Genomic DNA, 13221 nt, shown 5'->3' on the forward strand with positions numbered 1-13221 from the left:
TGATATGAACATTGCACGTCATTTTGCGCTGGCTGCCAGCGTCGCACTGCTGGCGTTTAGCGCCGTCGCCGCCGAAAACTACAGCGGCCCGCTGAAAGTTGGCACTACCGCCGCCTTTGCACCGCCGCTGGAAACCGCCGTTGCCGAGGCGAAGAAACAAGGGTTAAACGTTGAGCTGGTGGAATTCACCGACTGGACCGCGCCGAACGTCAGCGTGGAAAACGGTGATATCGATGTGAACCTGTTCCAGCACAAACCGTTCCTTGAGAACGCCAATCAGCAGGGCGGATTCCATCTGGTGCCGTTCGCGCCAGCGATCATCAATAACATCGGTCTCTATTCGAAAAAACATACCGCGATTGACCAGATTCCTGATGGCGGCACGGTGGCGATTGCCAACGATCCGATTAATGGCGCGCGCGGCCTGCTGCTGCTGCAAAAAGCCAAACTGATTACTTTAAAACCCGGCGCGGGCCTCAAATCTACCGTGGATGACATTGTCAGCAATCCGAAGCATCTGAAGATTATCGAAGTGGAAGCGGTGCAGCTGTCGCGTTCGCTGGATGAAGTCGATTTAGCGCAGGGTTATCCGCACTATCTGCGTCTGTCGAAGACCATCGATCCGAACAACGCGCTACTGTTCGATGGGCTGGAGCATCCGGAATACGTGATTCAATTCGTGATCCGCGATGGTCATCAGAACGATCCGCGCCTGGCGAAGTTCGTTGATATCTATCAACATTCGCCGGTGGTGCGCGCCAAACTTGATGACTTCTACGGCAAGCTGTATCAGCCGGGCTGGAGCCAGTAAGCATGGTTAGCCTGACGCTACCCGGCGAGCGCGATGCGTTGCTGTCACCGACGGCTGAGACGGCAGGGAAAATCCACGTGCAGATTCGTGGCCTGAGTAAACGTTATCCCGGACAGACTCAGGATGCGCTGAAAGAAGTCGATCTGCAGGTTAAGCGCGGTGAGATTTTCGGCATCATTGGGCGCAGCGGCGCGGGTAAATCGACGCTGATCCGCTGCCTCAATCGGCTGGAAAATCCCACTCGTGGTCAGGTAGTGATTGACGGGATCGATCTCGGCACGCTGAGCGATCGTCAGCTGGTGGATTGGCGACGCGGTACCGGCATGATTTTCCAGCACTTCAATTTGCTATCGGCAAAAACGGTGCGGGAAAACATTGAGCTGCCGATGAAAGTGGCAGGCGTTCCTGTGGCGCAGCGGCGGCGCAAAGTGGATGAGCTGCTGGCGCTGGTGGGCCTTGAGCAGCGCCAGCACGCCTGGCCTGCACAATTGTCCGGCGGGCAGAAGCAGCGCGTCGGCATCGCGCGCGCGCTGGTGCACGATCCTGAGCTGCTGCTGTGTGATGAAGCCACGTCGGCGCTCGATCCGGAAACCACGCGCTCGATTCTGGCGCTGCTGAAAAAGATCAATCAACAGCGGCACATCACTATCGTGCTGATTACCCATGAAATGGATGTGGTGCACGATCTCTGTCATCAGGTGGCGGTGATCGATCAGGGCGAAATCATTGAGCGCGGGCCGGTGTGGCAGGTGTATAGCGATCCGCAGCAAGAGACCACGCGACAGCTGCTTAACCCGCAGTTCAGCGCGTTGCCGGAAGCGATTCAACCGCTGTTGACGCCGGCGCGTCAGCATGGCGATTCACGCTTGCTGGTGCGTTTGCGCTACACCGGACAAGGCGCGCAGCCGGATTTGGCGGCGCTGAGTGCGCGGGTTGGCGGCGAATTGACGTTAATTTATAGCGCGGTGGAGTGGGTGGATAGCAAACCGACCGGGCAAATGTTGCTGCTGCTCGATGCACAGCATGACGCGGACGCCGCGCGGACGCTGTTAACCCCGATTGCGGACCAACTGGAGATTCCGGGTTATGTCACTGGCTATTGATCGTTTGTGGATTGGGCTGCTGGATACGCTGCTGATGGTCGGCGTGTCGTCGCTGCTGGCGCTAGCGATCGGATTGCCGATGGCGGTGATTCTGGTAGTGACCGGACGCGGCGATCTGTTTCCCAGCCCGCTGCTGAATCGCGTGCTGGGCTGGGTGGTGAACCTGTTCCGTTCGATCCCGTTCTTGATTCTGATGGTGGCGCTAATTCCGTTTACCCGCTGGATCGTCGGTACCACCTATGGTGTGTGGGCGGCGGTGGTGCCGCTGACATTGGCGGCAACGCCGTTCTTTGCGCGCATCGCCGAGGTGAGCCTGCGCGAAGTGGATAAAGGGCTGACCGAAGCGGCGCAGGCGATGGGTTTCCATCGCTGGCATATTATCTGGCATGTGCTGCTGCCCGAAGCGCGGCCCGGCATTGTCAGCGGATTTACCATTACGCTGGTGACGATGATTAACGCCTCGGCAATGGCGGGCGCGATTGGCGCAGGTGGGTTGGGGGATTTGGCGTATCGCTACGGTTATCAGCGTTTTGATATGCAGGTGATGCTGACGGTGATTGTAGTGCTGGTGGCGTTGGTGACGGTGCTGCAGTTTTTTGGCGACAGGTTGTCGCGTAGGTTGAATCACCGTTAGGTGCGTTGTTTGGCCAGGTCGCCATAAATGGCGACCCTACGGCGCGTTTGGATTTTACCGGATCTGTAAACCTTCTAACGCCGCTAGCAGCGCATCCACTTTGGGCAGCAGCTGTTTGCGCCGCGGCCAAATCAGCGTTAAGGCCAAACCGTCCGGCTGCTGCTCGGGCAGAATGATCTCCAGCTCGCCGTGCGCCAGCGGTTCACGTACCAGCCACGATGGCATCTGCGCCACGCCCAGTCCGGCACACAGCGCCTGCATCTGCGCATCCACATCACCCAGCGCCATGCGGTGTGGCAGGTTGCGCCAGTGCGGATAACCATCTTCCGTGGTGAACAGCCACGGCTTGGTGCTGCCATCGACACGTTCATACATGATCGCCTGATGCTGCAACAATTCGGCTTCGCTATTGGGCCGACCCACGCGCGCCAGATAATCCGGTGACGCGCAAAACACCATGCGTTCGCGCCCCATCTGGCGACAGCCCAGCGAGGCGGGCAGATCCGGCGAGCCACCAATGCGCACCGCAACATCAATCCCTTCATCAAACAGATCGATAAAGCGATCCGAGAACGTCAGATTGAGCTCCACATCCGGATGCTGGCGGCAAAACGGAATCAGCAGCGGCATCACGCCAAGGCGGCCATAGGTGTTCGGCACCGCTAGGCGTAAACGTCCGGAAGGAATGGTGCGCTGCGCCGCCAGCACCGCTTCGGCTTCTGCCAGCTCCTCCATAATGCGTAAACAGGTTTGGTAATAGGCGTTACCGGCATCGGTGAGTTTCAGGCTGCGGGTGGTGCGCTCCAGCAGCCGCGAGCCGAGACGGGTTTCCAGCCGCGTCACGCTTTTACTCACTGCGGAACCGGTGAGATGCAAGCGCTCAGCGGCGGCGGCAAAGCTGCCGCTCTCGACGCTGGCAACAAAGGGAACGATATCTTTCAGGCGCTGATCGTGCATGGATTCGTGAACTCAAGTTGTGAATGCCGTGAATTAATGCCAGAGATGGGAATTTAATTCTCAATTAAACTCATCATTACTGAAACTGAGGAGAATTGAAATGCAAAAGCAGGCATTGATTGTTGGTATCAGCGGCGTGATTGGACGTGCGCTGGCAGAAAAATTACAGCATGAAGGTTGGCAGGTGAGCGGTTTATCACGCGGACGTGGCGCGGTGCCGGAAGGTTGCCGCAGCCTGACCGCCGATCTGACGGATGCCGACGCAGTGCGGGCTGCGCTGGCGGAAGAGAAGCCGGATGCGCTGTTCTTTAGCGTCTGGTCGCGCCAGGAAAATGAGAAAGAGAATATCCGCGTGAATGGCGCGATGGTGCGTAACGTGATTGAAGCGCTGGGCGAGCGTCTAAATGGATCGCATGTGGCGCTGGTGACCGGCCTTAAGCATTATCTCGGCCCGTTCGAAGCTTATGGTAAAGGCGCAGTGCCGGTGACGCCATTCCGCGAAGAGCAGGGACGTCAGCCTGTCGATAACTTCTACTACGCGCAGGAAGACGAAGTGTTTGCCGGTGCGGAGAAATATGGCTATCGCTGGAGCGTGCATCGTCCGCACTCGATCGTTGGATTTGCACTGGGTAACGCGATGAATATGGGCCAGACGCTGGCGGTTTACGCCACGCTGTGCCGCGAGCAAGGTTTGCCGTTTATTTTCCCAGGTTCGCCCGAGCAGTGGAATGGTGTGTCCGATGTGACCGATGCCGGTTTACTGGCGGAACAACTGCTGTGGGCCGCGACTGCGGCAGAAGCGGCCAATCAGGACTTCAATGCGGTGAACGGCGATGTGTTCCGCTGGAACTGGCTATGGCCACGTCTGGCGGCCTATTTTGGCGTGGAAGCAGCAGCGTATCCGGCGCAGATGATGCCGCTGGAAGGTCGCATGCAGGATGCTGCCGAAGCGTGGCGCGAGGTGGCGGCGCGTTATCAGCTGCGTGAAGCGGATATCACTAAACTGGCATCATGGTGGCACACCGACGCGGATTTGGGCCGTCCGATGGAAGCCTTCACCGACATGAGCAAGAGCCGCAAAGCGGGCTTCACCGGTTATCGTTCAACGCTGGATTCATTTACTCAGCTGTTTGATCGCTTGAAAGCGGAGAAGGTGATTCCGCAGTAACGTTCGGTTGATGGAAAGGGCAGCTTGCCAAGGCTAATGCACGTCAGTTAAGTGTAAAATGGTCGCCATGAATGGCGACCCTACGAAGTATTGGCGCGTTTTTCGTAGGGTGCGCATTCATGCGCACCTATATACATAAATTCGGGGATTGAGCGCAAAAGCTGCGCTAAAAGCGTTGAGGTAAAAATATAAATAACGTAAGTCACATCCTGCCTATGATTAGCCTATATCCCTATAAGTAATTAATGATTTTTTATTCATTAACATGCTCATTCAACTGATTTTATTCCTATCGTCATGATCCTCACTTATGCTGTTTAAGTTGTACAATATAAATCTTATTGTACATATTAAATCCATATCCTGCTATTTATTTTGAGCGCTGAATAAATTATTTTTCTAATTAAATGTTCAGGAAAAATAATGCGGTCTATATTGATCTTTACGCATCTTTTAAATTCGAGGCTGGTATGTTTCTTAACTACTTTGCGCTTGGGGTTTTGGTGTTTGTTTTTCTTGTCATCTTTTACGGGATAATTGTGCTGCATGATATCCCTTATCTCATTGCAAAATCACGTAATCATCCGCACGCGGATGCAATACACGTCGCGGGTTGGGTTAGCCTGTTTACACTCCACGTCTTATGGCCATTCTTATGGATTTGGGCCACGCTTTACCGGCCAGATCGAGGCTGGGGAATGGAAGGTAGGAACGCGTCACTGGAACAACGCATAACGGCGTTGGAACAAAAGGTGACGGTAAACCGGGATTCTCCAAAGGGGTGACATATGGACTTACTGATTATATTGACCTATGTCGCTCTGGCTTGGGCCGTTTTCAAAATATTCAGAATACCGGTAAATAAATGGACAGTTCCAACAGCCGCTTTGGGCGGTATTGTGCTGGTCAGCGGCCTGATATTATTAATGAATTATAATCATCCCTATACTTCGCTGGCACAAAAAGCCGTTATCGCCATCCCTGTGACACCGCAAGTGACCGGTATTGTCACCGAAGTCACTGACAAACAAAATATGCGGATTAAAAAGGGAGATATGCTTTTCCGCCTTGATCAAACCTTGTTTAAAGCGCGCGTCGACAGGTTGAATGCTGACCTCGTCACTGCCATCCATAATATTCAGGTATTACGTGGACAATTAGAGGAATCCCTGGCGAATACCTCAAATGTGAGTGCTGAAAGAGATCGGTTATACAAAAATTACCAGCGTTATCTTTCCGGCAGTAAAGCCCGCGTAAATCCGTTTTCCGAAAAAGATATTGATGATGCAAGGCAAAACTATCTCGCGCAGGATGCTTTGGTAAAAGGATCGGTTGCTGAGCAAAGGCAGATAAAAAGCCAGTTGGATAGCATGGTCGGCGGCGAGCAATCGCAGATTGTCAGCCTCAGAGCCCAATTAGCAGAGGCGCAATATAACCTTGATCAAACGATTATTCGTGCGCCGAGTGATGGATACGTAACGCAGGTGTTAATTCGTCCCGGTTCTTTCGCCTCATCATTGCCATTGCGCCCAGTGATGATTTTTATACCTGAACAGAAGCGTCAGGTTATTGCCCAGTTTCGACAAAATTCATTGTTGCGTTTAACGCCCGGTGATGAAGCGGAAGTGGTATTTAATGCGCTGCCGGGGCAAGTATTCAGCGCAAAACTGCTGAGAATTATTCCGGTGGTTTCGGGCGGTACTTATCAGGCTCAGGGAACCTTGCAATCTTTGACGATCGATCCCGGTTCGGATGGCGTGCTGGCAGTGGTTGAACTGGATCCTGATGCGGCAGTCGATGCGTTGCCGGATGGTATTTTTGCGCAGGTTGCTGTTTATTCCGATCACTTTTCCCATGTTTCTGTAATGCGTAAGGTATTGCTGCGCATGACTAGCTGGGTTCATTATTTGTATCTTGATCATTAATAAAACAGAGATGATTTAATGTTTTTCAGTTAAAAATGTATCGGTCGCCATGAATGGCGACCCTACGTTAAGGTTATTGCATTTGAAAAGGACTGCCTCAGCATAAAACACATTCATGCTGAGGCAGTTTCTAAATTACTTTTTCTTGTAGACGATTGCAGTACCATAAATTTTGTTATTGGTATTCGCGGACGTCACGATATAAATATCGCCGCCTTTCTCATCTGCCATTTTAGACAGCTCTTCTTTGGCACTGGCAGCATCCATTTCTCCTGAAGTGGAAATATTGCCAACCTCGACATACTGATCTTTTACTTTTTCAAACTCGACCTTGGTCATCAGTTGCGCGGCAAATGAGCTGAATGATAAAGCGCTAATGACTAAGCCTAACATTAACTTTTTCATACTGATCCTTGGGTTAGAGAAAAAAGATGAGTTGCTATTATTGTATAGTTTAGAAGCGAAACATTTACAACCTGAAGCAACTCATTACGTTTTTTATTGGCCAATAATTCGTATCCATTCCAACGTCACCCTGTATTTCCATCAGTATTTCAGAAACGTCTTACCGGTCACAATTTAGCCGAATCGATCCGCTGAATTTTGTCAGGCCTCACAAAATTTTCGAAACATTCTTGTATGGCAGTTAATCAAGGGTCAATTCTTATGGCATAACTCCTGACAAGGTACTGCTGATGATCAACCGTTCGGAAGAGAAACCCATCAAGTTAAGAAACATGCTGGCCTATGGCGGCGGCGATGTTTTTGGAGGCGGTAGTTTTACCATTCTTGGCCTGTGGCTGATGTATTTCTACACCACCTATGGCGGATTAAGCCCGGCTGAAGCGGGTGCAGTGATTGCTTTTGCGCGTTTGCTGGATGCATTTTTCGATCCGCTAATGGGCTACGTAACCGACAACTTTTGGCGTAATCGGCTTGGGCAGCGTTTCGGTCGTCGCGGCTTTTTCTTCCTGATTGGCGCACCGCTGGTGTTTTTCAGTTACATCCTCAAGTGGGTCAGCGACATGGGATTCGCCTATTATCTCGCTACTTACATCCTTTTTTATGCCTGCTACACACTGGTCATCGTGCCTTACGAAACCCTTGCGGCGGAAATGGCTCACGATTTCCATGTGCGCTCACGTCTGACTGGCGTGCGCATGTTCTTCTCAATGGGAGCCGGCATTCTTGCCGCCTGGCTGCCGGGCGCAATTATTGCTGTGCTGGGTGATAACGCCTCCTCCTCGTTCCTGTATATGGCAGTTATCTTTGCCACGCTGTTCGCCATCGTAATTTTTGGGCTCTACTTCTTCACTTGGGAACGCGCCATCGAGATCACCGAGAAGCCCGCGCCGGTTGAGTTCAAACGTGACATGAAAGCGCTGTTCCGCTCGCTGCTCTCAACTTTCCAGGTGCGCACCTTCCGTCAGCACGTTGGCATGTATCTCGGAGCTTATGTGGCGCTTGATGTGCTTGGCGCAGTGTTGGCGTATTACATCATTTTTGTGCTGGGTCACAGTGCTATTGATGCCGCCAACAGCATGACCTTTATGTCGGTGGTGCAATTCTTCTGCATCGCTGCCTGGATCCCTTTCTGTATTCATATTGGTAATGGCGCGGCTTACAAGCTGGCGCAATACCTGATGCTCGTCAGCGTGGCGCTGTTCATCAGCTTCTATGCGTTTGGCATTAGCGCGGAGATGTGGATGGTTTGGGGCGCAGCGATTGTTATGGGAATGGGGCGTTCAGGTACCCAATACGTGTGCTGGAATATCTACAGCTTTATTCCGGACGTCGATGAAATGCTAACTGGCCAGCGTCGTGAAGGCATCTTTGCTGGCGTGATGACCTTCGTGCGCAAAGCTGTGCAGGCAGTAGCGCTATTTATTGTCGGGCTGGTACTGCAATCCTATGGTTTTGCGGGTAAAGGCGCAGTAAGTCAGCCTCCCGAAGCCATTCACGGCATCGCGCTGGTATTCGGCATTGGTGCGCTAATTTTCCTGACTGTCGGACTGTTTAGCGCCCGTGGTTTTAGTTTGAACCGCCACAATCACGCCCTGCTGATTGTTGAGATTCAGCGCCGCCATGCGGGCGGAAATCCCGCCGAAGCCTCCGCCGAAACGCGCGCGGTCGCAGAAAGACTAACCGGCTGGCCGTGGCCCAGTTTATGGGGCAAAAACGACATTATGAAGCGCATCGATCCACGCGCAGAAAACCTTACTGCTAAAGGAAACCAGCAACATGACACGCATCACCTTTGAAACTATGCAGTCTACGATTGAGCAGGCGTTATTAAATGCTGGACTAGGGGCGAAACAAGCGGCGTTGTGCGCGCGAATTCATACCGAAACCAGCTGCGACGGCATTCCGTCGCATGGCCTGAATCGGGTCGCACGCTTCGTTGATTATTTGAAGAAAGGTTGGGTTGATGCGAACGCCGTACCGGAACGCGTCAAGAGTTTGGCCGTGATGGAAGTGTGGGATGGGCAGCGCGGGCCGGGCATTACCAATGCCATTCTGGCCGTTGACCGCGCGACTGAGTTAGCGCGTGAACATGGCATGGGGCTGGTAGCGATGCGTAACACGACGCATTGGATGCGGGGTGGCACCTATGGATGGCGTGCGGCAGAACAGGGAATGGCCGCAATTTGCTGGACCAACACTGAATCTTGCATGCCTGCGTGGGGCGGTAAAAATACCCGACTCGGCAATAATCCGTTTGTGATGGCGGTACCCGGGAAACAAGGGCCGCTGGTGCTGGATATGGCGATGTCGCAGTATTCATATGGCAAGCTGCAGGTGACGCGTTTGAACGGGGAGCAACTGCCGTACCCCGGCGGATTTGATCAGCAGGGAAACCTGACCAGCGATCCTGCGCCTATCGAGCAATCAATGCGTATTCTGCCAACGGGCTACTGGAAAGGATCCGGCCTGGCGATTTTGCTGGATGCGATGGCCGCTCTACTTTCAGGCGGAAGTTGTACCGCCGAAATTGACACTATCCAGCAAGGCAGTTGCACCGGAGCCAGCCAGATCTTTATGGTCTTCGACCCGGCGCAACTCAGCGGCAGAGATTTCAGCGATCAACTGGCTGAGACTATTCAGCAGTATGTGAATGGATCTGAGGTTGCGGAGGGATTCAATCACGTCACATGGCCCGGTCAGCGTCAACGCGCTACCCGTGAGCGTAATAGGGTTGAAGGGATTCCGGTTGATGATGGTGTTTGGCAGGAAGTTCAGCAACTGGCGGGTCGATGATTAAAACGGGGGATTTTAAATCCCCCGTTTTAATCCGTATTTAACGCAACGTTACCCAACGTCTCCCGACCAGCACGGTTAACGCCACTATCGTAACTATCGCCGCCAGATGCATGACAAAATCTAGCGGATGCAGATGCACCGGATGACAAAACGCCAGCAGCGTCACTGCCATGCAGGAAACGCCCAAGCCGGCCATCGCCAAACTGCGCACCGGATGCAGTGCACGGGTGCGGCGCAGGCTGGCGATCATCAGCGCCATCATCGGTGTGCTCACCACCAGCAGAAAGGTAAAGCAGCGCGCGCTGTCGTTGTCATGTTCGATTGGCACCTCACCGGGAATCTGGCTGATACTCATGCCAAGCCACAACAAGCCAATCGGCAGCAGCGCTTTCCAGCTGATACTGCGACGTCCGGCGATGCTCATATTGAAGGCGCTACGGATCGCCAGCGTGCCGAGGATAAACGCCAGCACCAGCTGCAGAATTGCCTGCAACGCGCCGGGCTGCGCCCAGTCGGTGAAGCTGCGCTGCACCAAAAAGCTGGCGGCGATGCCACAAGGTAACGCCAGCAGCAGCCAGGTGATGACGCGCCAGCTGGTGGATCGCAGCGGTTTGACGGGCCGCATCTCGCGCCCGAGTTTTTCAATTAACAGTTCATGATCGGTCATGATTGGCTCCAAAACGGCGCAGATTCGTCAGCGCGCGGTGCAACAGCGATTTCACCGCTGCAACACTTAAATTGTTATGCGCGGCTGCTTCCGTCAGGCTCATTTCGCGCAGATGAACATGTTCGACAATGTCGCGCTGACGCGAGGGCAGCTGGCGCAGGTAGCCGGCCAGCTCTTCCTGCGAGTCCTGCTGCGGGGCGTCGGGCGGGCTAGCCACTTCCGGCATCGCGTCGTCGTTAATTTCCCACTGCTGATGGCGACCGCGTCGCCGCAGCGCATCAATGACGCGCGCCGAGATAATCGCCATCAGCCAGGGTAAGAAAGGGTGGGCAGGATCATAGGTGTGACGCACCCGATGCACCGTCAGTAGCACATCCTGAATCACATCTTCTACCAGTGCATTATCGGCGATCTGTTTGCGTGTTTGCGCACGAATCACCGGCACCAGCGCTTTCAGCAGTCGGGTGTAGGCGAGCTGATCGCCCGCCTGCGCCTGTTCCATTAGCGCGGGCCAACTTTCGCGCGCGCTATCGCTTGTTTGCATAATCCGCCTTGTTGTTCTTACGCCTTCTTGCTCGCCTGGTTCAGCGCGTTGACCACAATACTCGGTGTCAGCACCTGCGGCAGCACTTTCGGCGGTCCGCCATCGGCAGGGTAAACCAGATACATCGGTAATCCGCCCTGACCGAACTCGCTCATGGTGTCATCCACGTCCGGATTAAATTTAGTGGAATCTGCCACCATGTACAGCGTGCCAGTTTTGGCGATGGCATCTTTCACGGCCTGAGTTGAGAGTGAGGTTTTCTCATTCACCTGACAGGTGATGCACCAGGACGCAGTGAAATCGACAAATATCGCTTTACCGTGACCGCGCTGCGCTTCAACCGCCTGCGGCGTCCATTTGGCTTTGGTAACTTCTGCCGTCAGCTGATCGCCTGCCAGACCTGCGCCGGGTTTGATAAGGCCAGGAAGCGGTGCGATTACGGCGATGATCAGCACCGCCGTAACGGCATACAGCACCTTGTGACTTTTCCCGGCAAAGTGGCGATGTTGCGCCATGCCGTACAGCCAGCCGGCGAAGGCCACTATCACCGAGGCGGCCAGTAAGGTTGCCAGCGCCGCGCTTCCCGCTTGCTGCGCCAGCACCCAAACCAGCCAGGCGTAAGCACCAAACATCGGGAACGCCAGGCCGCGTTTTAACACATCCATCCATGCGCCGGGACGCGGCAGGAATTTAGCCAACGCCGGGAACAGCGATACCAGCGTGAACGGCGCGGCGAAGCCGATGGCCAGCGCAAAGAAGATCACTAAGGCAACGGCGGGCGGCTGCACCAATGCATAGCCGATGGCGCTCGCCATAAAAGGTGCGGCGCACGGCGTGGCGACGATAATGGCCAGCGCACCGGTCAACGCTGAGCGCGTAAAGGCACCGCGACCGACGTCAACCGATCCAACGCGTTGTACCGATAAGCCCACTTCAAACACACCGAGCAGATTGAGCGCGGCGGCGAGGATAACCAGTGAAAGCAAGGCGATCACCAGCGGCGATTGCAGCTGGAAACCCCAGCCAACCGCCGCGCCACCGGCGCGTGCCGCCAGCAAGATGCCCGCCAACGCCATCATGGTCACTACAACGCCGAGTAAAAAACCCATCCCTTCACGACGCGCGCTGGCGGCGTTATCGGTATGGCGCAACAGGCCGAGCGCTTTCAGCGAGATCACCGGAAACACGCAGGGCATTAAGTTCAGAATGATGCCGCCGATGAAGGCGGCCAGCATGGCGGTTAACATCGCTGGCCTCTTTGCTTAGTTAGCTTGCGGGTGAGAAGCGTCGTATTGCTTAACGGCGGCCATCGCTTTTTCAATGTGCGTGTCCGGGTTTCTGTCAGTGTAACTCAGCAGAATGTTGCCATTGGGCGCGATCACATACGAGGTACGATCGGACAGGGTTTTGCCTTTCATCTGCATGGTGGTTTGATACTGCGCCGCCACTTTCGCACCTGGATCAGCGGCGACGGTGAATTTATCGCGGCACTCCAGTTTGGAGAAATCACTAACCTGATCGGTATTACCGGCGGTTACACCCACCACAGTTGCGCCCATTTTGGCGAAGCTATCGGTGGCTTCAGCAAAATCGTGCGCTTCAATGGTGCAGCCTGCGCTAAATGCAGCCGGGAAGAAATAGAGTACCACCGGGCCTTTCTTTAAGGCGTTTTGCAGTGAAAAGGTCAACGGCTTACCGGCTAACGCGCCCTGCAGTTCGAAGTTCGGTGCTTTCGCGCCCACCGGCAATGCGGCACCGGCGTTAAAGGCAGACAGACCCAATGCGGCGGTCATGGTTAGGGTACAAACGAGGGATTTGATGCGTTTCATTTTCTGCTCCTGCGATGAATGGGAGTTCCGATTTGGATGTCTCAGTAATTCAGTTCGCTGGAGCAGGGAGTAAAGTTTCGGTGGGGTGAAAAATTATTTTTCAGGCGAGTCAGGGAGGATTGCTTGAGGCCGAATTTTTTCGCCAATTACTTTATATCCATTGGTTTTTTTGGCGAATCAGTCTGTCGTGATTTGTAAGTTGGCGTGGACCGTAAATCATTGCTTATTCTCATTTGGAGTCGAAGTGAAAGTCGGGATTATCCTTTATGGGGGATAAAGCTGTCTTTATCCCAGTTCGCCATTCATGGCGTAATGCCGCTCA

At 54.0% G+C, this 13221-nt stretch carries 14 protein-coding genes; 8 read left to right on the plus strand and 6 right to left on the minus strand.

The annotated features are described in order from the left end of the window. Positions 1-4 precede the first annotated feature (4 nt). From ACXIZX_RS24860 to ACXIZX_RS24870, 3 genes are read left to right on the plus strand one after another with little or no spacing between them, the layout of a single operon-like run. On the plus strand, positions 5-811 hold the full coding sequence (locus ACXIZX_RS24860) for a MetQ/NlpA family ABC transporter substrate-binding protein (protein WP_179452337.1): 807 nt from the start codon (positions 5-7) through the stop codon (positions 809-811). A 2-nt stretch (positions 812-813) separates the two neighbouring features. Continuing rightward, a complete protein-coding gene (locus ACXIZX_RS24865; protein ID WP_479405365.1) occupies positions 814-1914 on the plus strand; it encodes a methionine ABC transporter ATP-binding protein in 1101 nt (366 codons plus the stop codon). Beyond that, the gene (locus tag ACXIZX_RS24870) at positions 1898-2548 is read left to right on the plus strand and encodes a methionine ABC transporter permease (protein ID WP_479405366.1); all 651 of its coding nucleotides are present in this window, start codon (positions 1898-1900) and stop codon (positions 2546-2548) included. The genes ACXIZX_RS24865 and ACXIZX_RS24870 overlap by 17 nt, the downstream gene beginning before the upstream one ends. A 54-nt stretch (positions 2549-2602) precedes the next feature. Here the strand turns inward: ACXIZX_RS24870 and ACXIZX_RS24875 are convergent, their stop codons facing one another. Beyond that, positions 2603-3505, minus strand: a complete 903-nt coding sequence (locus ACXIZX_RS24875) for a LysR family transcriptional regulator (RefSeq protein WP_479405367.1) — start codon at positions 3503-3505, stop codon at positions 2603-2605. Positions 3506-3605: 100 nt separating this feature from the next. On the opposite strand from ACXIZX_RS24875, the gene ACXIZX_RS24880 reads away from it, so the two are divergent. The 3 genes from ACXIZX_RS24880 (at position 3606) to ACXIZX_RS24890 (ending at position 6598) form a co-directional block, all read left to right on the plus strand. After that, on the plus strand, positions 3606-4673 hold the full coding sequence (locus tag ACXIZX_RS24880; RefSeq protein WP_479405368.1) for an SDR family oxidoreductase: 1068 nt from the start codon (positions 3606-3608) through the stop codon (positions 4671-4673). A 470-nt stretch (positions 4674-5143) separates the two neighbouring features. Continuing rightward, positions 5144-5458: a DUF3302 domain-containing protein gene (locus ACXIZX_RS24885; RefSeq protein ID WP_479405369.1), complete on the plus strand. Its 315-nt coding sequence runs from the start codon at positions 5144-5146 to the stop codon at positions 5456-5458. 3 nt (positions 5459-5461) lie between these two features. Beyond that, positions 5462-6598 carry an HlyD family secretion protein gene (locus ACXIZX_RS24890; RefSeq protein ID WP_154157510.1) on the plus strand — a complete coding sequence of 379 codons (1137 nt, stop codon included), beginning with the start codon at positions 5462-5464 and terminating at the stop codon, positions 6596-6598. 135 nt (positions 6599-6733) lie between these two features. Here ACXIZX_RS24890 and yahO read toward each other — a convergent pair whose 3' ends face one another. Further along, the gene (yahO, locus tag ACXIZX_RS24895; protein WP_154157509.1) at positions 6734-7003 is read right to left on the minus strand and encodes a DUF1471 family periplasmic protein YahO; all 270 of its coding nucleotides are present in this window, start codon (positions 7001-7003) and stop codon (positions 6734-6736) included. A 290-nt stretch (positions 7004-7293) separates the two neighbouring features. Between yahO and ACXIZX_RS24900 the strand changes: the two genes are divergently transcribed. Together ACXIZX_RS24900 and yiaK are read left to right on the plus strand one after the other, a co-directional pair. Further along, positions 7294-8859, plus strand: a complete 1566-nt coding sequence (locus tag ACXIZX_RS24900) for an MFS transporter (protein WP_479405370.1) — start codon at positions 7294-7296, stop codon at positions 8857-8859. Next, entirely contained in the window at positions 8840-9856 is a 1017-nt protein-coding gene (gene yiaK / locus ACXIZX_RS24905; RefSeq protein WP_479405371.1) for a 3-dehydro-L-gulonate 2-dehydrogenase, read from the plus strand. Before ACXIZX_RS24900 ends, yiaK begins: the two co-directional genes overlap by 20 nt. A gap of 40 nt (positions 9857-9896) precedes the next feature. Here the strand turns inward: yiaK and ACXIZX_RS24910 are convergent, their stop codons facing one another. From ACXIZX_RS24910 to ACXIZX_RS24925, 4 genes are read right to left on the minus strand one after another with little or no spacing between them, the layout of a single operon-like run. Further along, entirely contained in the window at positions 9897-10526 is a 630-nt protein-coding gene (locus ACXIZX_RS24910) for an NrsF family protein (protein ID WP_179452329.1), read from the minus strand. After that, positions 10513-11070 carry a sigma-70 family RNA polymerase sigma factor gene (locus ACXIZX_RS24915; RefSeq protein ID WP_479405372.1) on the minus strand — a complete coding sequence of 186 codons (558 nt, stop codon included), beginning with the start codon at positions 11068-11070 and terminating at the stop codon, positions 10513-10515. Before ACXIZX_RS24915 ends, ACXIZX_RS24910 begins: the two co-directional genes overlap by 14 nt. A 17-nt stretch (positions 11071-11087) precedes the next feature. Next, positions 11088-12317, minus strand: a complete 1230-nt coding sequence (locus ACXIZX_RS24920; RefSeq protein WP_061719151.1) for a protein-disulfide reductase DsbD family protein — start codon at positions 12315-12317, stop codon at positions 11088-11090. Positions 12318-12332: 15 nt separating this feature from the next. Beyond that, on the minus strand, positions 12333-12899 hold the full coding sequence (locus ACXIZX_RS24925; RefSeq protein WP_479405373.1) for a peroxiredoxin: 567 nt from the start codon (positions 12897-12899) through the stop codon (positions 12333-12335). Between the last annotated feature and the right edge of the window lie 322 nt (positions 12900-13221).

The organism is Candidatus Pantoea symbiotica, from assembly GCF_056491525.1.